Genomic DNA, 22,117 nt, shown 5'->3' on the forward strand with positions numbered 1-22,117 from the left:
TACTAAAATAAAAAAACCTACTACGTGAATATTCAAGAGTAAGTTTTCTATCTCATTATTTCATTATAGGTAAATGCATTATTATTTGTTGGCCAATTGGTCCCATTCTTCTAAAACCTTTATCCTCGAAGCCGACTTTTGCATATAAATTTTGTGCAGGAATATTTCTTTCATTCACAGCAAGTACAACTTCATTTTTTATTGGAAAATAGCTTTTTACAAACTCTTCTAATAATAACAATGACTTTTTAGCGAATCCTTTTCTTTGTCTATTGTGATTAATAGAAAATGACGTTAAAAGTAAAGCATCCTCATTATCTGTGAACTCCTTTACTCTATCTCCCGTTTCCAATACGAAAAGACCCACCGGTACGCCATTGTAATCTAAAATAACAATCACATTTTTTGTACGATCACTTTTTGCTTTTTCCAGTAATGCGCTTGGATCTGCTGTAAACTGAACTTGTTCACTTGGTAAAGTAAATGTTTGTATAACTTCTTTATATTTCTCCTTATACGGAACTAATTGAATTTCCCCTGTGTGTATGTTCATGCTAAACTCTCCCATTTTTTAGCTTATTAACTTATACCTTGCTGTGCTTTTGAATGCACTCTTCCATCTAAAAAGGTAATTTCAACAAATGAATTTGGATTGTTTCCTTTCCAAGCAAAAATTTGTTTAATTTGTGTAGAATGTTCTACCCCTTCTTCTATAAGTAAATCCCCTTCAAAACCAATTAAATCTTTCACTTCTGTATAAGTCATTCCTTCATTTATGTTCGAGAAATGATTTATATTGATAGATTCTTTCTGTTGCCTTTCCATCACAGTAGAAGAAGTTGCTGTTTGATTTTTCACTTCTTTTCTCTTTTCACACGCTGTCATACTGAAACCTAAGCATAAACTAAACAATATACATGCGCTTTTTTTCATCATAACAGTTGTCCCTCCCATCATAATTAAACCATATATTCCCTTAAAAATAAACTGAATATTTAATATTATAGTTAAAAACCTCGCACAATTAAGTACGAGGCTAATTTCATTTATTCAAATGATTATTTGATTGATCATCCTGTTCTTTTCTTAACTCTTGTTCTTCATCTTTTGGTAATTGTTTATCATTATCTTTAATTGGATTCGTTTCTCGATTTTCAATCATATCATTTGGAACTTGTGGCATTACTCGTCCCACAATAGCCGCTAATTCATCTAGTATACCTTCACCTGTTTTTCCTTTTTTAATTTGCTTTCCGATTTGTTTGAGGCGTTCATACGTATCAACATCTGCTACAACGACTGCATTAGCACCGTCAGGGTCATTTTTTAAACTTTCTGCAACAGAATATTTAATTGATTCAACACGAGTTCGATCAAGTTTTGCTTTTACGTCTATACCTACAATAGCATATTTTCCAACAACGACCGCTGTCGCATCATTCACACCTGGCACACTTGCTGCTAAAGATGCTAAATGATCTGCCGCTTTTTCATTTGGCTTATTTGATTTATTCGTATAATTAACATTTTTCATTGAAACATTTTTTTGTTCCGGCTTTTCGTTTGGGTTTTCTTTTGTTCCAATACTGCATCCAGTTATAACGAAGCAAAGCATTAATATATATATTAGAGTTTTCATTATTTTCACCACTTCACTTTTAAGGTTTAATCATAAATTTTTTCAACAGCTTGCATTTTCTTTACCTTTTCCTCGGCCCCGCTATTAGCATTAATGAATATTTGGTACGTATCTTTTCCTAAAGTACCTACAAATTCATAGCAAAGTACTTCATTATGCAAATCATTAACTACTACAGCTTTACGTTCTTCCATTACTTTTACATCCGGATTGATTTTCTTTCTTGCTTCTGCTGCAGTTAGCTTTGCCGATGGAACTGTTCGTTTTTGATGTGACGCTAAATATTCTTTTGCGGAGAACCCTACGATAGAACCGTCATCTAAAGCAATTTTCATTTGGATTGCTTCTGGATAAATTCGTACTCCATTTTCATTTACTACATACGTAAATACACCAACATTATCATATTGAGAGCTATCATAAAGCTCCATATTATTAAACTTATGGTCCTTTAAAAATTTTAAACCTTTACTACCTGCATCGTTTAAACTAACTTTCTGTTCTTTAATTTCGCGGTTATTCATAACCCAAATTGGATATCCGCCTTTTCCGGTAATATCCATATAGAACTCATTGTTCGTTGCTTCATCTTTAATTTTCACACTATAGAAGGATTCTTTCGCACCTTTTCCACTTTTCTCTACATCTACTTTTTCATTTCCTTTTAAATTTAAAAACGATTTGGCAATTTTCGCCGCTTCATCTTTAGAAATTGCCTTTCCTTCCGCTTCAAATCCGCCTTTTTTATTTTTTTGCGCACTTGTAAAGGTCGGTCCGAAGTTTGTAGAAGAATATGATGTTACGTTTTTCTCTACAGTTTTCAATCCATCAATAATTGTGTTATCTGCTGGATCACGATTTGATGCAAGTGCCATTTCTACATCCATCCAGCGTAAATTATTTTTCAAAACAAGATGTTGTACTTTTCTTAGTTCATCTTGTATATTTCCTGCATTTGAATATAAAGTTTGTAGCGTTTTATATTCTTGCTCATTTAACGGCTCTTTTTCTAAATCACGAATGGCTGCACGGTAACTGAAATCACCGATATTCGCTAAAAATTCTTCCGTTTTATTAAATGGCATTAATGTTAAAGGAAGTTGTCCAACATCTGAGCGAGCTTCAGATGTTAAACGCCATACATCCGCTAATGCAGGTGATAAAGATGATCGTGAATTCATCGCAAGTGTTGTGCCAATTTTATCGTGTAATAAATCGACTTCGTATGCTAAATCATGGAATGCACGTTGATAGCTATTTTCCGCTCGAATTAAAACCGCATTTTTCTCTTGGTGCTCTTTATAGCCCCAATAGCCTGTTCCTACTACACCGACTGTTAATAATACAATGATAATACCTCGTAACATTGTCCCACCTCCGCTCTATTTACAGAAAATATGTTTACCGATTTTTTTAATTTGTGGACGAGTCCAAATCCATTTACTAGTCGCAGTATCTGGATTGAAATAATATAAAGCATTTCCTGTTGGATCCCATCCGTTAATCGCATCTAAAACTGCTTTTTTTGCTGTTTCATTTGGCGTTAAATATATTTGTCCATCGGCTACTGCTGTAAATGCTCTAGGCTCAAAGATTACACCTGAAACAGTATTTGGGAATGACGCACTTGTAACACGATTCAAAATAACGGCAGCTACTGCAACTTGTCCTAAATACGGTTCACCACGTGATTCGCCGTATACTGCGTTTGCCATAAGCTGAATATCATTTTGAGAATAACCGTTCGGAACATTTGTCCCTTTATTTTGAGGTGGTTTATTCTCTTGTGCAGTTCCGCCGCTATTTCCTTTATTCGTTGTTGTCCCTTTATTAGCAGTTGACTTGTCATACTTCGTTGCCTTCACGAGCATTTGCTTCGTTTTAGCTCCAGCTAAACCATCAACGGGTAATCCGAATTTCTCTTGAAAATTCCGAAGTGCCCAGTATGTACCCCATCCGAAAACACCATCCACTTTTCCCGTATAAAATCCGTTATATTTCAAACGAGATTGCAGTTCAATGACATCTTCGCCAGATGCTCCTCTTTGAATAACTTGATTAGAAAAAGCTTCTACATTCTTTAGTTGTATACTACTGACCATTAAAGACAGTCCTATGAACGCAAGTAAAACTGCTATTTTAAAAATAGCTTTTTGGCGCATAATTTTCCCTCCTTAATTACGGAAATGATTTCTTGGTTATGTTTTGTAAAAGCCTCGCTTTTATGTAAAGAAGACAAAAAAATCCAAACTAATATCGTTGAAAAAATATGTAAACAATATAAAAAAAGGATGAAAGGAGTTCATCATGAAGAAATCGTTAAAACGTGTCGCACTCGTCATTCTGTTCCTAACAACATGTTCAAATATATATACAGACTCATCAATTGTTCATGCGCAGCCGCCGTATGCCAAATGGGGTAAACTTGCCGTAGAAAAGACGAAAGAACAATACCCAAAAGCAGAAATTATTGACTATCTTCATATAGGTAGAAAACCAAAAACAGTTCAAATAACTGTTGAAAAATTTAAATTGTGGTTACGTGAAGATGGAAAAGAATATGGTGTTTTTGTTGATGTAGAATTTGAAACGAAGACGGAGAAATTTATAAAGTTGTCGTTTCAGAAGACGAGTAGATAAAGTGAAACCCCACTGTTAAAAATGGAAACAGTGGGGTTCCTTGCATTTCTAAAATTCTTTCCTAAAGTTTCGATTCCCTAAAAATCTTACCAATATACAAATAGCGCCAATTACTACAGCTATCCCTATACTATATAAAAGTACTTTACCATATCCACCTATTCTCGGATCTAAAAACGGATATGGATACCAATTCACGATTGGACCACGTATTAAGCTATATACAACGTAAAAACACGGGAATAAGAGCCAACTTGCAGCTTGTTTCCAAGTGATTTTCTTAATAGGTGGATTTAAAATCCAATCTAAAAGCATTGCAATCAGCATGATATAATGTAGCACAGTATTTACCCATGGTATTGCCGTTTGAAGTGACTCTTCTAACCCTCTTAGTAACAAAAAATAAACGAGTCCTGTCGTAAGTATGTATACCGTTGCCGCACCACGAAGTATACTAAACTGTTCTGAGCGACCAAATGTAGCTGTTCCGATACTGCTTAAAAGGAGAATACATGCAACTAAAATGTTACTTTCAATAGTGAAGAAACTAAAAAAGTTAACTGGATTAAACGGCTTCACTTGTGCCCTAATTATGAATTGCGTAATAATGGCGCTACACACTAGAAGACTTAAACATAATCTAAATAAAGATAAAATTTTTTCATCCTTCATACATTCCCTCCTTTTCTTATATATAATTAGAATTTCCCTGTACATGCTCAATAAATAGTTTTAATGGAACAAGCCCACGTTTTGGCATATGACTACTTATAATAGCTACTATTTCTAACTGAGGAATGATAACGATGTATTGTCCGCCGTATCCCATAGCAAAATATATACAATACGGTATGTGAAATCTTCCGTTATCTAATACCCACCAGTGATATCCATATGCACCGACATGTTCATATGTTTCAAATAGAGCCCTACTTGACTCTTCTAACCATTTCGCTGATACAATTTCTTTTTCATTCCAATATCCATTTTGCAAACATAACTTTCCTAATTTTAATAAATCGGTAGATTTCATTTTCATACCGAAGCCGCCGACATATATACCTTGCGGATCTTGTTGCCACTCGTATTCGTTAATTTCTAATGGATCAAATAAATATTTCTTTGCAAACCGCTCTGTCGACATTCCAGTAGCTTCTTGAATAATATAGCTCAGTAAATGAGAAGAACCTGAATTATAATTCATTTTTGTAGCAGGTTCTTCAATTATTGGCTTTTCTAATATGTACTGTACCCAGTTCTCTGATTCTACAAAGTCATTTGGGAATACTACTCCATTTCCAAACTCTTTCCAATCCTCACCAGTAGTCATTGTTAATAAGTGATAAAGCGTCAAATCATGTTTTTCCCCAGGTACATTTTCAATCCACTCTGTAATCGGTGTATGTATATCATTTATATAGCTCTTATCAAGAGCAATACCAATTAATAAAGATACAATACTTTTTGTAATCGAATTTATTTTATATAATTTATTTGCACATTCAGGTGTTTTATAGTACTCAGTTGTTAATTCCCCTTTTTGATAAACAAGAAATGTATTCACTTTTTTCTTTTCGAATTTATTTTCTAGTTGCTTGAAATCCAAAAACTTTACCTCCATTTAAATAGTTACTCCATTTATTATATCTTGTTCCTTCATTTTAAACATAATTGTGCTCAAATAAAAATAAACCTGTCAGTCATAATGAACTGACAGGTTTATTTTTATAATTTCGTACGAACATTCCACAGCTCTGGGAAGAATTGTTGATCAAGTACTCGTTTTAAATAAGAAACACCGGAGGATCCACCTGTTCCCATTTTATATCCAATAATTCGTTCTACTGTTTTCATATGACGAAAACGCCATTGTTGTAGCCAGTCTTCAATATCAATCAATTTTTCAGCAAGCTGATATAAATTCCAATATTTTTTCACATCCGCATATACTTCTAACCACGCTGCTTCTACTGTTGCATCTTCTTCATAAGGTTGCGTAATATCACGGTTTAACACATCTTTATGAATAGGGAATCCTTCTTTTACTAATGCTTGAATCGCGACATCATATAGACTTGGTGCATGTAGCGCTTTATGAAGTCGTGCATGTAATTCTGGATCCTTTTCATAAATTTTTAATGCGTGTGGCGTTTTATAGCCAAGTGCATACTCAATCATACGATATTGATACGATTGAAAACCTGAAGCTTGACCGAGTGAATCACGAAACTCAATATATTCTGATGGTGTTAATGTCGCAAGAATATCCCAAGATTGAATAATTTGAGACTGAATTTTTGATACACGTGCTAACATTTTAAAAGCTGGTTGTAATTTATCTTGTTTAATAGATTCAATCGCCGCATTTAGCTCATGTAAAATGAGCTTCATCCAAAGCTCACTTGCTTGGTGAATAACGATAAATAACATTTCATCATGATGGTCCGATAATCTTTTTTGAGAAGATAGTAAACTATCTAATTGTAAATACTCCCCATACGTCATATTCTCTTTAAAATCCGTATGAATCCCTTTTTCCATAATTACTTTTTCATTTTCTTTCATATTAGCCAAACGCCCCTTTTATACGATTCTACTTATATTGGTCTAATAACGGCTCGAACTGGACTTCCATCTGCATCAGTTAATGCAAGTGGTAATGCAATAAGTTCATAATCACCGTCTGCTACATGATCTAGTACGACATTTTCTAAAATATGAATTCCATGTTTAAATAATTGATGATGCGCTGCTAATTCTTTATCATCTAGCGGATCAACTGATGGTACATCTACTCCGATTAAACGAATACCTTTCTCTGAAAGAAAAGGTGCTATGTCTGCACGTAAATGAGGGATCACATCTGGAAATTCTTCAGCTTTTCCATGTGAAGATGTACGTAATAATAATCGTTCTACACCTTCTAAATGAAAGCTTTCTAATTCCTTTTTCCCGATGCTTTCAAAATTAGAAACGTCAATAATCCGTGCTGGACCAACATAAACTTGAACATCTAAATCTAATACTTTCTTTCCATCATTATCAAAATGAAATGGTGCATCAATATGAGTGCCTGTATGAATACTCATCGTTAACTTTCCGACATTTACCGAGCCACTTTCTTCTTTTGACCATGAAACTTCATACGAGAACGGTGTGTCTCCTGGCCACGTTGCAATATTATTATTTAGCGGTTGTGAAATATCAATCCACTCTGATGTTTTCATATTTATGCCACAACCTCTCGCTTATTTTCAAACTGCTTATACTCTTCATTTTTCATAATTTTCTTTAATATTTGTACAGATTTCCACACTTCTTCGTATGTGTTATATAAAGCGACCGGCGCAAGTCTCACCCCATTTGGCGCTCTAAAATCTGGAATTACTCCATTTGCTTTTAGTGCTTTACATATACGTGCTGCTTCTGCATGCTCTAAATAAATGTGCCCGCCTCGTTTTTCATCCTCTAATGGATTTCCAATTGTAAATTCGAAATCTTTTAATTCATGTTCAATTAAATTCAGCATGTACCTCGTAATATGTAAAGATTTCTCACGTAAACGCTCAATACCAGCATCTTTGAAAATTTCAAGTGAACCAATTAATGGTGCTGTACTTAAAACGTGAGGTGTACCAATTTGATAAGCACCTGCATGATCAGCGGCTGTTAATGTATGCTCCATATCAAACTGCTTATCTTTTCTAGAACTAAACCATCCAGACAACCCTGGTAGTCTATTAAAATGTTTATTATTTACATAAATTCCTGCAACGCCACCCGGTCCTGCATTTAAATATTTATAATTGCACCAAACAGCAAAATCGACATCCCAATCTTTGAAATGATGCGGAATAGATCCTATTGAATGGCATAAATCAAATCCAATGTGAATGCCGCGTTTATGAGCTTCCGTTGTTAAACGTTTCATATCCAGAATTTGACCACTTCTATATAAAACAGAAGGTAATAAAATTAAAGCGATATCATCTTCCATCGCATAAATAATATCTTCTTCAGAAAGTGTTCTACCATCTCGGCTTTTCACTCTTACTAAATGCTCCTCTGGATCTAATCCTTTTAAACGAATTTGACTTTGAAGTGCATAAATATCTGATGGGAAAGTTAATTCATCCGCAAGTATTTTTGTACGTATTCCTTTCGGTTCGTAAAACGTCGCAATAACTTGGTGTATATTTGTAGTTGTAGAACCGGTTACAATAGTTTCTTCCGGTAAAGCACCAATAAGAGGGGCTGTAAGTTTACCTAATTTCTCTGAAAGGAAAAACCACGGGTGCTCACCTTCTGTCCAACCGTCAATGCCATACTCTTTCCACGAATCTAGCAACGTAAGTAATGATTTCTCTGCTCTTTTTGAAAGTAGTCCTAATGAGTTTCCATCTAAATATATCGTTCCTTCTTTTTTATAGAATTCAGTTTGAAAATCTTTCAGTTCATCATGTTTATCACATTCAAGCGCATATTCATAATTCGGTTGAAATGGTTCTTTATACATGGTGTCACCTTCTCTTAATTTTCTTTTTATTCTAACTAATTGAAATATATCACCTCAATTGATACGACGTCAATGATATTATGTCAGTTGACTTTATATATGAATTTCTTTTACAATACAGTTATATTTTCAGATATTTCAGTATAAAGAGGTGATTCTTTGAAAAACAGTACCCTTTCATCAAGAAAACACCGCTCCTTAGAAACGAAGAAAAAACTATTACACTCTGGTTACACTATTTTTATAAATAACGGATTTCAAAAAACGACAATTACACAAATTATTAAACATGCAGAAACTGGTTATGGAACAGCATATGTATACTTCAAAAACAAAGATGATCTCCTAATTAGTTTAATGGAAGATGTTATGAATCAATTTTATAATATTGCTGAGCGCTCTTTTTCTCCACAAACAAAAGAGGAAGCACATATAATGATCCAAAATCAAGTTAGAGCATTCCTGCAATTAGCAGATGAAGAACGCGCTATTTTGCAAGTTGTAGAGGAAGCGATAGGATTATCAAGAGAAATACGGCAAAAATGGGATGAGATTCGGGAACGTTTTATAACAAGTATTAAACAAGATATTACTTACTCTCAAGAAAGTGGATTAGCACAACCTAATTTAAATAAAGAGATTGTAGCACGCGGTTGGTTCGCGATGAATGAATCGTTTCTTTGGACTATTACGCAAAATGATAAAAAGATTAACTTAGAGGAAATTGTGTATACGTTAACGGAGATGTATACGACCGGGTTATATAAATAGCACACCTTCAATAAGTAAGGTGTGTTATTTTACATCTATAAAAATATATTATCTAGGTATGGTAGCGCTAAAGTAGGCTTTTCAGAAAATGAGAAATATTGTAGTTTTAAAGATTCACCATCTATCGATTTCAGTTTTCCACTAGTAATTTCACATTCAAACACAACAACAATATATTCTACTTGATCGCCATTCGGATATATATGACGGAACCTTTCCCCTCCAAATACCCCTTTTTGTTTTTTTACTTGCACTTTCAAACCCGTTTCTTCCCACACTTCACGAACTACCGCTTCTTCTGGAGTTTCTCCAGGCTCAATTGCTCCAGCTGGCAAACTCCAGTATTCTCCACCAGGATATTGAAATAAGATTTTCCCTTGCTCATTTTTAATAACAGCAGCTACACTCGGTATTAGAATTAGTTCATGGCCTAATTGCTCACGAATTTTTTTATAATATAGCGACATTGACATACAATTCTCTCCTAACCTATTAATAACTGTATTTTCTGATATTAATTGTATAATATTCTTAATACAAACTACTATATAGAAAGGATAAGAACATGTCACAAGAAAAACTTGTAAACAAGTTTCTATCGCTTTTAGGTGCTACAAAACAACCTACTAGCTTAAAGTTTTTAAATGAGCTTATTAAAGCTCATCAAGAAAAGGTAAAGTGGGAAACTCTTACTAAAATAATTGACTGGGAAAAAAGTAATGAAACAGAGGATTATTTTCCTTACATTGAGACATACATAAACCGTATTACAACAAAAGGTTTGGGCGGTACTTGTTGGACACACTCAATTGGATTCCATTGGTTACTATCCAATCTTGATTTTGATGTTCATTATATGTATGTATATGGATCCTGGACATTTATGTTTACGAGTTAATTTAGAGCAACCTTATTATGTCGATGTTGGTTACTGTGCGCCTTTATTCCAAGCTTATCCACTTTATGAAGCATTTCAAGTAAGTAATGTAAGAGAAACTTTCACTTGTGAAGTCTCAAATAATAGGATTAAAATTGCTAGAAATCCAGGTCCAGCAAAAATTTTACATACAGATCCAATACATTTATCAAGTATGAAAGAACTCATTACAAAGTCTAATGATTGGCGTATATCTCCTGTATTAAAGAAAATTCAGATTTTCGGTTATATCGATGGCATTCCGACTTCTATTAATAATAATGTTTTAAAACAATATTCCCAAGGTAAGAAAATAGAACAAAGCCTTACATTTTCTGAACTTAATTATTGGATAACAGAAAGATTTTGTATTAATTAAGAAATATGTGAAAGAGCTATTGAGATTTTCAATGAAAAATCTTCAAATAGAATATTACAAACAAGTTCTTTAATATCTTTAGGCTGAGGTAATTATCTTTTTAAAATATTTTAGTAGTGGCCATAAAGCATACTCCTTATGATCTACATAACTAACAACATCCCATTTTAACTTTTCATTAATTTCACTCATAAGTTGGGGTATTACTACTTCACCATATTTTTTAAAACATTCATGAGTTCCTTCGTAATTTTAAAATAAAGTTTGATTAAAAATATCGTGTTAACCCGTATTCTATGGTAAATAAAAAGAATCCATTTTGAAAAAGATTGATCAAAATGGATTCTTATCCAGCAGGTTTATGTTTTGGTTTTATAAAAAAGTTTGATCATTTTCTATCAATGAAAACAATTAATTGACTATTTTTATTATGAAAAGGTCGGAGCAGGAAATTCATCAATTTTGATACGAAGTAAACTATAAGGTTTCTGTCGTAAGTCTTTTCCATAATGAAATCTAGGCTGTCGATGTAATTGGTTCACAATGACATACAAATATTGATCCGGACCAATTGAAAAAGTATCCGGCCACAAAATTCTCGGATCATGTGCGATAGCTTCCATTATGCCATTTGGCAATATCTTACGGATACTGTTGTTTTCATAATCTCCAGCATAAACAGCTCCCTTTGCATCGGTGATCATTCCATCAGACGCACCTTTTTCTCCCCAATACTCCACATGATAAGGTAAATTCATGTCCGGTATCGTTCTGTCTCTCAAGGCTTCTGTTGAGATCGAGAACAAATGCCGACTGGTTAGTGGAGCAAAAAATAATATCTTTCCATCGGGAGAAATCGCAAGACTATCAGACGCCAACCTAAATGGAGAAGTTGAACCGTCTTTGTTTCGATTCATTAAAATTTGACCTTCTACTTTCGGTAAAAAATAGGGATCGGGTGAAGTTGAATTTGCTCCATTTAACCGTCTAAACGCGTTTCCATTTGATAAATCTACGACGATAATAGCTCCTGGTCCTCTTGAAGAAGAATCCGTTATATAGGCATAACCTGCTTTTCCAACACGAAAATCAAAACGGACATCATTCAGATAAGTTGTAGGCAGGACAACATCTTCTGTAAAGGTATATACTTTTCTTATTGTATTGGTTTCTAAATCAACAGCGACTAATTTTGCCCCCCCTTTAATAGGTTCAGAAAAATTGGGTGCCGCTGTATCTAATATCCAAAGCGTTCCCCTTCCATCAGCAACTACACTTTGGACACTGATGAAAGTCATTGGGATATTCTCGGGGTTAACCAAATTGGTTTGTAAATTAGGATAAGGCTGCAATTTATCCTCAAAAATTTCCGCCACCGTAAATTTAACATCGTCTCCCCATTTCGGAAAGCAAATGAAAATACGACCGGTTTCTGAAACAGTAACACCTGTAGGCATAGCCCCATAAAATGCATAAACTAGTTCTAAATTACCGAAATATTTTTCACTAGGTAACATAGGTTTCATAATATCCTCCTCAAGCATTCAAACGGGATATCTCCTATATATGATTTATATTTTTTCTAGTGCATGTTTCTTAATAAGTTTTTCTATACGAAAAGATGATTGAATTGATTGTTTTCGAAATTTAATAAGTCTGTCAGAAGAAAGGAAACATTTTAATTTAAAGGTCTCCAGATGAAGTAGAATTCAATTAGCAGGTAGCGAAGTTCAATATTCCCGAATCAACGTTAAGCTGGTATAAAAAATGGGGAAATTTCCCCCTTTAAATTTGTGAAAAAATGTACTTAAGCTAAACTGCCCGTTAGTTTAAGTGTAACACTTCACAAACAATCTTTTGAGTATTCTTATTATTCCCGTTTCCTCAACAATCTGGCCCTTTAATTGAACAATACAACTGAAATTTAAGGGGCAAAAAAAAACCTTATATTAATACAGGGTTTTATCAATCTTTTTTATAAATTATCAAACTTTATTTTAAATCAATACCACACTTTATTCCATGTTCCATGAGTGACTAACGGGTGCTTTGAACAAGAAAATAAAGGTGAGTACATATTATACATGACTAATATGCGCTCACCTTTATTTTTTAAAGATTTTTAGCTTTTAGGTCTTGATAATAATTTTTAGTGGTTGTATTAACAATTTATATTTAGTAAAATTGCTTTTTATGAATTTGATATAAGTCCAAAGAATTTCCTGGTCAATATAATAACGTATATCAGCACACTTTTTCTTTATTTATTCTACTTACAATTCCAACTATAAATTTATATTCAATCCTCCTCTTCTTAGTTTTTTTAAACCCTTCTTTCGTATCAAAAATAAAACAGGTTTTCCGAAACCAAATTCGTACATATAAAGACTCAAAATAAATAGGTTTTATAATTCCTCGTTCCTCAAATTCAGTTCCATCTTTATTTTCAGTTTCTGTTCGAACGAACCACCTATTTCCGAAGCCAATTTCAATATACTTCACATAAGTCCCCCTTTCAGAAATTAATTTCTAACTGTTCTATTATTTCCCCGGTAAGCGCACATTCCGACAGAACATGAGCCCACAAAGAAAAAGTAGCTTACAAAAATCTACTTTATAACTTATATTTTTGCATTCGTTTATAAAATGTACTACGGGGTACATCTAATAGTTTTGCAGCTAATGAAACATTTCCGTTTGTCTTTTGTAATGCTTCAATCATGCTATCACGCTGTATTTTTTCGCGAAAATTCAATGTATGTTCGGTTTTATTTTCAACTTGTAACTCAAGTTGTTGTTGATTTCCCATCATTGTTTGTATCAAAAGAGCGACTTGTTTTTCGCATATTTCCCGTCCTTGCGACAAAATGTAAATACGTTCTAATGCATTTACTAGTTCTCGAATATTTCCGGGCCATGTATGTTGTAAAAATTGATTGCAAATACTCTTCGGAAATACAACATTCCAATTCTTCCGTTCGCAAAAGTGTTGTATAAAATATGGGATATCCTCTTTTCTTTCTATTAACGATGGAACATATAACGGATAAACGTGCAAACGATAATATAAATCTTGACGGAATTTCCCTTCTTCTACTAACCGTAGTAAATCTTTATGTGTGGCAGTAATAATACGAATATTTACTGGTACCTCTTTTGAACTTCCTATTGGAGTTATTGTACGTTCTTGTAAAACACGCAATAATGCTACTTGCATCTCTGGTGGTACTTCACCAATTTCATCTAAAAATAATGTTCCTCCATTCGCTTGTTCAAATTTCCCTTTATATCCTTGACGTCGCGCACCTGTAAATGCACCTTCAGCATAACCGAACAATTCACTTTCTATTAATTCTTTAGGCAAAGAACCGCAGTTAACAGCTATAAAGGGCCCGTCTTTTCTTGGACTATTTTCATGAATCGCTCTCGCGACATATTCCTTTCCCACTCCTGTCTCACCACATACATACACACTAGCATCAGTCGGTGAAACAAGCTTAATTTCTTCTAGTGTGTGTTGAAATGCTCTGCTTGTCCCAGTAACTCCTGGAAAAGTAATTCCTTTTATAAATGTGAGAGCAGAATATGTATTCATTTGTTCGTTTTCCTTTAAATACATACATTTCCCAATCATTCTTTCATTACTATATACTGGTATCTCTAATTTAGTTTCTAATCCATGGTGCATTAACTCTTCAAGTTTCATTCTTGACCAATTATTTATTCGTTCACGAACGCTCTTACTCGCAGAAACGATAACATCACGATGATTACAAATAACTACTTGTTCATCACTATCAATGACATCTAAAAAACGATGAATTAAGTGTAATTCATTTTGATGAACTCTTATGCTACATTCACGTTCTATCGCATGTGCAATTGAAGTTACCATACCGAGCATATATGGATGCGAAAATTCAATTGGACAGGAGAAATCTAGAACACCAATTAATTTCCCGTCATCATTATGAATGGGAGCAGCCGCACAACTCCAGCTATGAGATACCACGGAGTAATGTTCAGTACCACTTATCATAATAGCTTCTTCAATTTCTAGCGCTGTTCCTATTGCGTTTGTCCCCACAGCTGCTTCCGTCCATTTTACACCTTCAATAAAATTAATATGTTTCGCTCGCTTTAACGTTTGTTTATTTCCACTTAACGATAGAACATAACCATCTGGATCGATTAATAATGCCATCATTTGTAGTTCATCAATGGTTTTTCTCATATTTTGTATTTGAGGGATTGCGATATCTAGGAAGATTTCACTCTTTTTCTTTTGATCTTGAAAAAAACTAGAAGACAAAATTTTCTGACCTTTATTCATGTGAGGATTCACATTTGCTTGTTTACATCGATGCCATGACTCTGAAATTCTTTCGTTTATACGGTTCGAATCAAGGACTCCTTCATTAATAAACTTTTTCCATGTATGTAAGTAAAACGGTGAAGCTAACATTGTATCATCTCCCTATTCATTGTTTTGGAGATCTGTAAAAACATACTTTTATTATAAAACTGAATAAAAGCGTTTTCAATAAAACTAGAAAGACGACACAAATATGTTAATAATTTGAATATCTTAATGCACTTCTTTATTCTTTTTTAGTAGCACTATATTTTGTATAATGGAAGCAAAGAAAATACATAACCAAAACCACTTTTGTGGATTACCGTTTATAAAGAAAACAATCACGGCTATTGCAAATAAAATAGTGGATGCTAAACTAAAATATAATTTTGTTTTCATTCCTATTATCCCTCACCCCTCTATTACTTTACAGTACATACTAACTCTTCATTTTTCATCTCTACTATGTACTCCTGTAAAACATATTCTTTCCCGCCATGGTTTTCATACAATTCATGTATTCTTCTAATATGCCTCTCGTCACTTCTAATTTTCGATTCTATTTCTTTATACTGTTCATAACTATCATATTCCCATATGGCAAATACTTCAGACGTACCATTCTTATTATCTTTCATCCAGCGTCCTATTAGCTTAGAACCATGCTTTAATTGATTAGGTAAGTTCGTGTTATTGAAATGATCATTAAATACTTCTATGAATTCATTTTTCACTACATAGTACTTCCTTCTGTAAAACATACTTCTTCACCTCTTTTATGAAAAGTATCAGTAAACCTTCCCATCACTACCGTATTATAATACTTTCCGTCCGATAGTCTTTTGTCATTTTTCAAAACGCCTTCTACTTCAAAACCTAATTTTTTATAAAGATGAATAGCTTTCTCGTTTGTCTCTAATACTTGTAAAGATATTTTATTTACTGCATTTTCGTCAGCCCATTTAATAGATTGTTGTAATAGGCTCTTACCCATTTTATATCCCCAAAACTCTTTTAAAATGCAAACGCCAAACTCCACTTTATGAGATAATCTCTTAAAATTTGATCCTTCACACCTTGAAAATCCAACGATTCGATTGTGCACTTCTGCAACTAAAAAGAGATTCTTCGCCTCTTCACTATCTGTTTTTATTATTTTTTGAAATCCTAGATTATCTATAAATCCCTCTCCAGCATCTCTATCCATATTTTCAGTTTCTCCATCAATCTGAACTCTAATTTTCGATAACTGGTCAGCATCTTTCTCAGCTGCAGAACGAATTGTATAAGTTGATCCATTTATATGAAACTCTTGCTCTTTTACAATCATGTCAAACTCCTTTCAAATGAATATAATGGCGCTATTACAACTTGTTTACCTTGTTTCTCAAAGTCCTGAACAGTTTCTTTACTAGCCTCTTCGTCAGTTATAATAATGTCAATTTTTTTTAGAGACTCTCCTCTTATAAAACAATCTATTCCAAGTTTATTATGCGGAACTAAACAAATATTTCTTCTAGCAATTTCACTTACTCTTTTACTAAAATAAGCAACTTCAGGTGTTGCGGTACTAATACCTTGTAATGAAATGCCTCCACCTGTAGAGAAATACAGATCAATAGAAAATCTACTTATCAATTCAGAGGCAAGTGTATCAGTAATATTCCCTGAAGGTTTTACTTTTCCGCCAATTAAATACGTATCAATATTCTTATATTCTCGTAGATAACCAGCTATTTCTATAGAATTCGTAATAACCGTAAATGATACTTCCGGTAAATATTTCAGCATCGCATTATGAACGGAAGCCCCACCAATAAAAATTGAATCACCTTCTTGTATATAAGATACCGCAACTCTTGCAATTGTGTCCTCATATATTGAGCTATCACTATAACGTTTAGTTGGTTCCGCAGCTAAGTTTCTCACTCGCGTAAGTTCAATTGCACCTCCGTGCGTTCTTTTTAATAAACCATCCTTTTCCATAATAGACAAATCTCTTCTTATAGAATCAATAGACATATCAAATCTTTCCGCAAGATCCTTTGCTATTACTCTTCCATCTGTATTAAGTAGTTCTAAAATTTTCTCTCGACGTTCTTCAGTAAACATGTTATCACCACCGTTATTGAAGGTTCAGAAACTTAAACTTTATTTTAATTATATGCATGCCTCTTCCGTTTTACAATATTTTCAATTCTTATTTATTCCGTTTTATACAGTCTTCTCCCTCTTTCTATCCTGTTAACTTGACAACCAAATAAATGTATATCTGTATATTACGCAAAAATACTTCCATTTACCTTCCTATTGATGTAAAATTATTCCTATGTTTTACTTTTTAATACAGAAAGGGATTACTATGAAATCATTAATCAAAACGACATGTACAGCATTATTATTTACTGGAATATTAACAGGATGTAATAGCAATACTACATCAAAACAAGAAAAGAGCGCTCTCAAAAAGAATGCAATGCACTATGGAGAAATAGTTAAAAACGAATACTATAGAGCGACAGTTGAAAATGCAAAGTTTGAAAAAATAGACAAAGAGCGGCGCCTTACTACTCGTGTTATGATTAATAATGTTCGGGACGATGGACAAACTATTGATCTTTCGGAAATAAAATATTTCATACAAGATGAAAAAACTGGTGAGAAATATGAAGGTGAAGCTCATCCGATAGATGACGAGCACTATAAAAATGTTCCACACGAATTCTCTTTAACTACTGACGTTGTGTTTGAACTGAAAACTTCACCAAAAGATTTAAATAATATGTATTTATACATAGATAGCAAAGCTGCGCCGTTAACAAATACATATTGGAAGCTTGATAATTTAGTATCTAAATAGAAAGACCAGTCTTAAATGACTGGTCTTTTTACATTCATACATTTACCTTTCATTAACACTTATATTCATTTTCTAATAACAACTTGAATAACATCAGCTAAACCAGTGTGCCCTTTCCCTTCAACTCGCTCTTGTTCTCCATTAAAGAAATGAATTACCTTATGTTCTTCACACCAAGTAAGGATATCAATTGGATCATACAGCATATCAACATCTTTTGGTCCACCAGTACTATAGTTTATTTGTTTTTTTGAGTAAACTTCAAACATAATTAATCCACCAGGTTTTATCGTTTGTATCATTTTATCTAATATCATTTTTTTATAATCATCATGAAAATGTCCAAATACCATAATTGCCGCATCATATTCATTTTCTGGCAAACTATCAGCTAATAAATCTACTTTTTTTGTATGCACGTTTACGTTATGCTTCTCTGCCAATTTTTTTGTCTTTTCTAATCCATCTTCCGAATAATCAATAGCTGTTACTTCGTTCCCTTGTCTTGCTAGAAATACAGCATTTCTACCTTCTCCCTCCGCAAATGCTATTACTTTATTGTGATTTGCTAAACGAAATGCTTGTTCTTTAATAAATGTATTAGATTCTTCCCCGTAAAAATATTCATCTGATTTATATCGATTATTCCAAAAATTATTCATCATCTTCTCTCCTTCTTCATATCATTTTCTAACTACAATTAAAGATATTAAAGAGCCTTTTTATCCTTAATTAATTTAAAAATAAAAGCAGATTAAAAATCCACTTTTATTTTTTTCGCAAGATCTACGATTTTTTGATTTCTTAACTCTTCTTCCATTTTCTCTTCTGCTGCGAGCATTGCCTCATTAATTAAACATCCAGGTTTGTCATGTAAACAACAGTCAAACAATGATGTTTTGCCTTCAATTGCATGTATAATATCTAAAAATGAAATATCTTCCCAATTCTTACTAAGCGAGTAACCGCCCTTTGGACCAGATGATGAGTGTATCATCCCTTCCTTCGTCAACTTAGTTAGTATTTTAGACAAGTACGTTGGTGAAACATTTTGCATTTCTGCTAATTGGTGAACACTAACTAACTTATTTGGTGTGGCCTTTGCCAGAAAAAGCATTGTATGAAGAGCATAATTTGTAGCTTTAGAATATTTCATAGTACAGCTCCTATTGTAGACTTCATGTATCTACAATAACTTTATTTTTTTATTATGTCAAACGTTTGTAATACTCCATACAACATTATTTCTTCACAAGTAATACATCTGCTGCGCAAATCGTCACTTCTCTAAATGGAGAGTCAAATAAAACACCTAGTTCAAAACCATCTTCAGTAAGAGCTATTTCATGATATAGCCACCAAGAACTGTCAAAGTTTTCCTGCATAGAACATTACTTTAATTACACTATCGTGTAGTGATGTCTTGTGTAACTGAGCGACATTTGACGGAAGTTTTTTCTCAATGGAATTAAAATATTCTACGTATGATTGATCTAATTGTGCCATTCTTTTCTCATAATCTGTTGTCCACTCTTGCATAAGTTTTTTCAGTTCACCTGATGGGTATTCTGAATTAATTGTTATGTTTTGTATAATTGAGTATATCGATTCAGGAAGGAATTTTAATAAATCTATTTTCCTTTCCTCTATTTCTTCCTTTAAACTTTGTATATCCATTTCCGACCATTCTTTTATAGACTCTATAAAACTTACAAATTCTAAAACTTGCATTTTTTTATACCATTCTCTTGTAAAATATTTCAATGACACCTCTCCTAAAATATCTTTACATCCAGTAAAAGCAATACATCCACTTATTATATCATTCCAATAACCATTTTTTCTAAAGAAATAATGTAAAAATGTAAATATTCCGCCTATTATTTCTAAAACTTCAGAATATTTACAAAAGTATAAAATTAGAATACATTTTAGCTGTACAAGATTCACCTGTACAAAAATTCAAACAAAAAGGGATGGTTATATGTTGAAGAAATTAGTAGCAGGGACATTAGTAGCGGGTTTTGCATTAACTGGAGGACTAGGTGCAGTAAGTGCTGAGGAAAAAAGTAACACAATTAAGTCATTTGATTATTTAAAAGTGGATGAACAAAATGTTAATTCATTTGCAAAATTAAGTGATCAGGATAAGAAAGATATCCAAATTACTATGGTATTACCAGAGCAAAATGAAAATGGAGATTGGCTAGCTTATGGTTTTACTAGCCGTGAAACATTGGATGCGTATATTGCAAAGGATAAAAAAGTAATTAAAAATAATATTAATCCTTTAGGTAGTGGTGCTGGTAGTACTGATTTTTACGAACATAAAGATAAAGGTGGTCAATATATTTACTGGAGCAGCGGCTTTAAAAACTTACCATCTAGCTGGAATGACAGAATTTCTTCTGTAAGTACAGCCTCACCTTCTGCAAGTTATTCAACGACACTTTGGGAGCACACTTCAACACAAGGATATGGAAAAGGTGTTATATTTAAACACGCTGATTGGTATGGTAAAACTGCTAATTTAGCTCCTGATTGGAACGATATTACTTCAGCGATTGAAATTAAAAAATAATAAGATATTCTATTAATAAAAAATCAAACCACTATTCTCTTATTTGTTTAGAGAATAGTGGTTTATTATATTTCCATTTAAGCATGTACAGCATGTCCTACCGCTTGCATTAACGCTTCATGAATTGCTTCTGATAAAGTAGGGTGTGCTGCAATATAATCTCTCATTATATCAGCGGTAACTTCTGTATGAATCATTATGGTTCCTTGACCAATAAGTTCAGTTGCATGAGGACCGATAATAGAAATCCCTACAATTTCTTGGTATTTAGGTTCTACAATGACTTTTACTTTACCTACTTGTTCTCCTAAAATAAGAGCTTTTCCGTTCGCTGTAAAAGGAAATTCTCCGATGAGAATATCACCATATTGTTCTCTTGCACCTTTTTCACTTAACCCGACACTAGCTATTTCTGGAGCTGTGTATATACAACGGGGCACAGCGTGATAATTTACTTTCACGTCTTCTCCGCTTGCGTGTAATGCTGCTGTCGTTCCTTCATGGAAGGCAACGTGAGCAAGCTGAATTCCACCGATCACATCACCAGCTGCGTAAATATGCGATACGTTCGTTTGCATATGTTCATTCACAGCAATCCCTTTATTTGAAAACTGAACCCCTGCCTTTTCTAATCCTAATTGTTGCACTCGTGGTTTTCTTCCTACAGAAACAAGAACAAATTCTGGAGTTACTTCGTGAGTAATTCCCTCGTATTCAAATGAAGCTTGCTTCTTATAGTTATTTAAACCTTTTAAAACTGCTCCCGTAAAAATTTTCACCCCATCTTTTTCTAATTTCTCTCTTAAAGTATTCGCGATATCTTCATCTTCACCAGGTATTAATTGCGGTGCCATTTCAACTATCGATACTTTTGTGCCAAGTCTACTATAAATGCTTGCAAACTCGCATCCTATTACACCACCACCAACGATTAACAATGAAGATGGTACACTTTCAAGAGACATGGCATGGCTACTATTTAAAATCCATTTTCCATCAAACGGAGCGAATGGTAATTCTGTAGGTTCGGAACCAGCTGCGATAATAAAGCTCTCTCCATCAACTACTTCTTCTTTATTTCCTTGTACAACTCGCATACGATGATCCGTTTCGAATTTCGCTTTTCCTTTTACAACTTTAATTTTATTTTTCTTCATTAAATATTGTATTCCTTGGACGAGTTGCATTACGATTTGTGATTTCCTCGCCTGTATTTGATCCCAATCAATTGATATACTTCCTGTATTAAGCGTAACCCCATAATCATTCGCTTTTCTCACAATGTCATGTACTTCAGCACTTTCTAACAGTGATTTCGTCGGCATACACCCAACATTTAAACATGTTCCGCCAAGGTCAGCTTCATCAATAAGAGTGACATCTTTGCCATTTTGAGCCGCGGTAATTGCTGCTACATAGCCAGCAGGTCCGCCCCCAATAACAACTAATTTACTCATT

Annotated in this window: 24 protein-coding genes and 2 pseudogenes; 5 read left to right on the forward strand and 21 right to left on the reverse strand. The window is 33.5% G+C overall.

The window, feature by feature from the left end:
- Window positions 1-55: 55 nt before the first annotated feature.
- The 5 genes from DN400_RS26625 to sleB all read right to left on the reverse strand — a co-directional run bounded on the left by DN400_RS26625 (window position 56) and on the right by sleB (window position 3,801).
- The gene (locus DN400_RS26625) at window positions 56-568 is read right to left on the reverse strand and encodes a GNAT family N-acetyltransferase (RefSeq protein WP_147802037.1); all 513 of its coding nucleotides are present in this window, start codon (window positions 566-568) and stop codon (window positions 56-58) included.
- A gap of 11 nt (window positions 569-579) precedes the next feature.
- Window positions 580-936, reverse strand: a complete 357-nt coding sequence (locus tag DN400_RS26630; protein WP_016512697.1) for a hypothetical protein — start codon at window positions 934-936, stop codon at window positions 580-582.
- 106 nt (window positions 937-1,042) lie between these two features.
- Window positions 1,043-1,639, reverse strand: a complete 597-nt coding sequence (locus tag DN400_RS26635; protein WP_000854060.1) for a YhcN/YlaJ family sporulation lipoprotein — start codon at window positions 1,637-1,639, stop codon at window positions 1,043-1,045.
- 26 nt (window positions 1,640-1,665) lie between these two features.
- The gene (ypeB, locus tag DN400_RS26640) at window positions 1,666-3,006 is read right to left on the reverse strand and encodes a germination protein YpeB (protein ID WP_016081334.1); all 1,341 of its coding nucleotides are present in this window, start codon (window positions 3,004-3,006) and stop codon (window positions 1,666-1,668) included.
- A 15-nt stretch (window positions 3,007-3,021) separates the two neighbouring features.
- Window positions 3,022-3,801 (reverse strand): spore cortex-lytic enzyme, encoded by a 780-nt coding sequence (gene sleB, locus DN400_RS26645; RefSeq protein ID WP_001249053.1) that lies wholly within the window; start codon window positions 3,799-3,801, stop codon window positions 3,022-3,024.
- Window positions 3,802-3,946: 145 nt separating this feature from the next.
- Between sleB and DN400_RS26655 the strand changes: the two genes are divergently transcribed.
- Window positions 3,947-4,279, forward strand: coding sequence for a DUF3889 domain-containing protein (locus DN400_RS26655; RefSeq protein ID WP_016512695.1), 333 nt, complete (start codon window positions 3,947-3,949; stop codon window positions 4,277-4,279).
- A gap of 48 nt (window positions 4,280-4,327) precedes the next feature.
- Here DN400_RS26655 and DN400_RS26660 read toward each other — a convergent pair whose 3' ends face one another.
- From DN400_RS26660 to kynU, 5 genes are all read right to left on the reverse strand, one after another.
- The gene (locus DN400_RS26660) at window positions 4,328-4,951 is read right to left on the reverse strand and encodes a Pr6Pr family membrane protein (protein WP_147802038.1); all 624 of its coding nucleotides are present in this window, start codon (window positions 4,949-4,951) and stop codon (window positions 4,328-4,330) included.
- Between the two features lie 16 nt (window positions 4,952-4,967).
- On the reverse strand, window positions 4,968-5,885 hold the full coding sequence (locus DN400_RS26665) for a serine hydrolase domain-containing protein (protein WP_000346232.1): 918 nt from the start codon (window positions 5,883-5,885) through the stop codon (window positions 4,968-4,970).
- A 119-nt stretch (window positions 5,886-6,004) separates the two neighbouring features.
- Complete coding sequence (gene kynA, locus DN400_RS26670) at window positions 6,005-6,844, reverse strand: tryptophan 2,3-dioxygenase (RefSeq protein WP_025118391.1); 840 nt, start codon at window positions 6,842-6,844, stop codon at window positions 6,005-6,007.
- 32 nt (window positions 6,845-6,876) lie between these two features.
- The gene (gene kynB / locus DN400_RS26675; protein WP_000858069.1) at window positions 6,877-7,506 is read right to left on the reverse strand and encodes an arylformamidase; all 630 of its coding nucleotides are present in this window, start codon (window positions 7,504-7,506) and stop codon (window positions 6,877-6,879) included.
- Window positions 7,507-7,508: 2 nt separating this feature from the next.
- Window positions 7,509-8,795 carry a kynureninase gene (gene kynU, locus DN400_RS26680; protein WP_000276261.1) on the reverse strand — a complete coding sequence of 429 codons (1,287 nt, stop codon included), beginning with the start codon at window positions 8,793-8,795 and terminating at the stop codon, window positions 7,509-7,511.
- 159 nt (window positions 8,796-8,954) lie between these two features.
- Between kynU and DN400_RS26685 the strand changes: the two genes are divergently transcribed.
- A complete protein-coding gene (locus tag DN400_RS26685; protein ID WP_097923867.1) occupies window positions 8,955-9,566 on the forward strand; it encodes a TetR/AcrR family transcriptional regulator in 612 nt (203 codons plus the stop codon).
- A gap of 35 nt (window positions 9,567-9,601) precedes the next feature.
- Here DN400_RS26685 and DN400_RS26690 read toward each other — a convergent pair whose 3' ends face one another.
- The gene (locus DN400_RS26690; RefSeq protein ID WP_098311771.1) at window positions 9,602-10,039 is read right to left on the reverse strand and encodes an NUDIX hydrolase; all 438 of its coding nucleotides are present in this window, start codon (window positions 10,037-10,039) and stop codon (window positions 9,602-9,604) included.
- 92 nt (window positions 10,040-10,131) lie between these two features.
- Here DN400_RS26690 and DN400_RS26695 point away from each other — a divergent pair.
- Window positions 10,132-10,861 (forward strand): annotated as a pseudogene (locus DN400_RS26695) (arylamine N-acetyltransferase family protein).
- Between the two features lie 428 nt (window positions 10,862-11,289).
- Here DN400_RS26695 and DN400_RS26700 read toward each other — a convergent pair.
- The 6 genes from DN400_RS26700 to DN400_RS26725 all read right to left on the reverse strand — a co-directional run bounded on the left by DN400_RS26700 (window position 11,290) and on the right by DN400_RS26725 (window position 17,330).
- A complete protein-coding gene (locus DN400_RS26700) occupies window positions 11,290-12,387 on the reverse strand; it encodes an L-dopachrome tautomerase-related protein (RefSeq protein WP_033657518.1) in 1,098 nt (365 codons plus the stop codon).
- 718 nt (window positions 12,388-13,105) lie between these two features.
- Window positions 13,106-13,363, reverse strand: coding sequence for a DUF3977 family protein (locus DN400_RS26705; protein WP_000873825.1), 258 nt, complete (start codon window positions 13,361-13,363; stop codon window positions 13,106-13,108).
- A 112-nt stretch (window positions 13,364-13,475) separates the two neighbouring features.
- The gene (locus DN400_RS26710) at window positions 13,476-15,326 is read right to left on the reverse strand and encodes a sigma-54-dependent Fis family transcriptional regulator (RefSeq protein ID WP_098532791.1); all 1,851 of its coding nucleotides are present in this window, start codon (window positions 15,324-15,326) and stop codon (window positions 13,476-13,478) included.
- Window positions 15,327-15,640: 314 nt separating this feature from the next.
- Complete coding sequence (locus DN400_RS26715) at window positions 15,641-15,979, reverse strand: NIPSNAP family protein (RefSeq protein ID WP_147802039.1); 339 nt, start codon at window positions 15,977-15,979, stop codon at window positions 15,641-15,643.
- Window positions 15,952-16,548 carry a GNAT family N-acetyltransferase gene (locus DN400_RS26720; protein ID WP_097853366.1) on the reverse strand — a complete coding sequence of 199 codons (597 nt, stop codon included), beginning with the start codon at window positions 16,546-16,548 and terminating at the stop codon, window positions 15,952-15,954. The genes DN400_RS26715 and DN400_RS26720 overlap by 28 nt, the downstream gene beginning before the upstream one ends.
- Entirely contained in the window at window positions 16,545-17,330 is a 786-nt protein-coding gene (locus DN400_RS26725; RefSeq protein WP_000493642.1) for a DeoR/GlpR family DNA-binding transcription regulator, read from the reverse strand. The genes DN400_RS26720 and DN400_RS26725 overlap by 4 nt, the downstream gene beginning before the upstream one ends.
- 250 nt (window positions 17,331-17,580) lie before the next feature.
- On the opposite strand from DN400_RS26725, the gene DN400_RS26730 reads away from it, so the two are divergent.
- A complete protein-coding gene (locus DN400_RS26730) occupies window positions 17,581-18,078 on the forward strand; it encodes a hypothetical protein (protein WP_071713678.1) in 498 nt (165 codons plus the stop codon).
- 65 nt (window positions 18,079-18,143) lie between these two features.
- Here the strand turns inward: DN400_RS26730 and DN400_RS26735 are convergent, their stop codons facing one another.
- The 3 genes and pseudogenes from DN400_RS26735 to DN400_RS26745 form a co-directional block, all read right to left on the reverse strand.
- On the reverse strand, window positions 18,144-18,743 hold the full coding sequence (locus DN400_RS26735; RefSeq protein ID WP_071713677.1) for a class I SAM-dependent methyltransferase: 600 nt from the start codon (window positions 18,741-18,743) through the stop codon (window positions 18,144-18,146).
- Between the two features lie 89 nt (window positions 18,744-18,832).
- Entirely contained in the window at window positions 18,833-19,234 is a 402-nt protein-coding gene (locus tag DN400_RS26740) for an Rrf2 family transcriptional regulator (RefSeq protein WP_000877649.1), read from the reverse strand.
- A gap of 85 nt (window positions 19,235-19,319) precedes the next feature.
- Window positions 19,320-19,842: pseudogene (locus DN400_RS26745) on the reverse strand (DUF4085 family protein).
- 220 nt (window positions 19,843-20,062) lie between these two features.
- On the opposite strand from DN400_RS26745, the gene DN400_RS26750 reads away from it, so the two are divergent.
- Window positions 20,063-20,659 (forward strand): hypothetical protein, encoded by a 597-nt coding sequence (locus DN400_RS26750; protein ID WP_071713675.1) that lies wholly within the window; start codon window positions 20,063-20,065, stop codon window positions 20,657-20,659.
- Window positions 20,660-20,736: 77 nt separating this feature from the next.
- Here DN400_RS26750 and lpdA read toward each other — a convergent pair whose 3' ends face one another.
- Complete coding sequence (gene lpdA, locus DN400_RS26755; RefSeq protein ID WP_086387388.1) at window positions 20,737-22,116, reverse strand: dihydrolipoyl dehydrogenase; 1,380 nt, start codon at window positions 22,114-22,116, stop codon at window positions 20,737-20,739.
- Between the last annotated feature and the right edge of the window lies 1 nt (window position 22,117).

The organism is Bacillus sp. AR8-1 (genome assembly GCF_008042345.1).
Lineage (GTDB): Bacteria > Bacillota > Bacilli > Bacillales > Bacillaceae_G > Bacillus_A > Bacillus_A cereus.

Coding starts and splice junctions, on each gene's coding strand:
- DN400_RS26625 (WP_147802037.1), bottom strand. CDS start 568: ATGGGAGAGTTTAGCATGAACATACACACAGGGGAAATTCAATTAGTT.
- DN400_RS26630 (WP_016512697.1), bottom strand. CDS start 936: ATGATGAAAAAAAGCGCATGTATATTGTTTAGTTTATGCTTAGGTTTC.
- DN400_RS26635 (WP_000854060.1), bottom strand. CDS start 1,639: ATGAAAACTCTAATATATATATTAATGCTTTGCTTCGTTATAACTGGA.
- ypeB (WP_016081334.1), bottom strand. CDS start 3,006: ATGTTACGAGGTATTATCATTGTATTATTAACAGTCGGTGTAGTAGGA.
- sleB (WP_001249053.1), bottom strand. CDS start 3,801: ATGCGCCAAAAAGCTATTTTTAAAATAGCAGTTTTACTTGCGTTCATA.
- DN400_RS26655 (WP_016512695.1), top strand. CDS start 3,947: ATGAAGAAATCGTTAAAACGTGTCGCACTCGTCATTCTGTTCCTAACA.
- DN400_RS26660 (WP_147802038.1), bottom strand. CDS start 4,951: ATGAAGGATGAAAAAATTTTATCTTTATTTAGATTATGTTTAAGTCTT.
- kynA (WP_025118391.1), bottom strand. CDS start 6,844: ATGAAAGAAAATGAAAAAGTAATTATGGAAAAAGGGATTCATACGGAT.
- kynB (WP_000858069.1), bottom strand. CDS start 7,506: ATGAAAACATCAGAGTGGATTGATATTTCACAACCGCTAAATAATAAT.
- kynU (WP_000276261.1), bottom strand. CDS start 8,795: ATGTATAAAGAACCATTTCAACCGAATTATGAATATGCGCTTGAATGT.
- DN400_RS26690 (WP_098311771.1), bottom strand. CDS start 10,039: ATGTCAATGTCGCTATATTATAAAAAAATTCGTGAGCAATTAGGCCAT.
- DN400_RS26700 (WP_033657518.1), bottom strand. CDS start 12,387: ATGAAACCTATGTTACCTAGTGAAAAATATTTCGGTAATTTAGAACTA.
- DN400_RS26710 (WP_098532791.1), bottom strand. CDS start 15,326: ATGTTAGCTTCACCGTTTTACTTACATACATGGAAAAAGTTTATTAAT.
- DN400_RS26715 (WP_147802039.1), bottom strand. CDS start 15,979: ATGTTTTACAGAAGGAAGTACTATGTAGTGAAAAATGAATTCATAGAA.
- DN400_RS26720 (WP_097853366.1), bottom strand. CDS start 16,548: ATGATTGTAAAAGAGCAAGAGTTTCATATAAATGGATCAACTTATACA.
- DN400_RS26725 (WP_000493642.1), bottom strand. CDS start 17,330: ATGTTTACTGAAGAACGTCGAGAGAAAATTTTAGAACTACTTAATACA.
- DN400_RS26730 (WP_071713678.1), top strand. CDS start 17,581: ATGAAATCATTAATCAAAACGACATGTACAGCATTATTATTTACTGGA.
- DN400_RS26735 (WP_071713677.1), bottom strand. CDS start 18,743: ATGATGAATAATTTTTGGAATAATCGATATAAATCAGATGAATATTTT.
- DN400_RS26740 (WP_000877649.1), bottom strand. CDS start 19,234: ATGAAATATTCTAAAGCTACAAATTATGCTCTTCATACAATGCTTTTT.
- DN400_RS26750 (WP_071713675.1), top strand. CDS start 20,063: ATGTTGAAGAAATTAGTAGCAGGGACATTAGTAGCGGGTTTTGCATTA.
- lpdA (WP_086387388.1), bottom strand. CDS start 22,116: ATGAGTAAATTAGTTGTTATTGGGGGCGGACCTGCTGGCTATGTAGCA.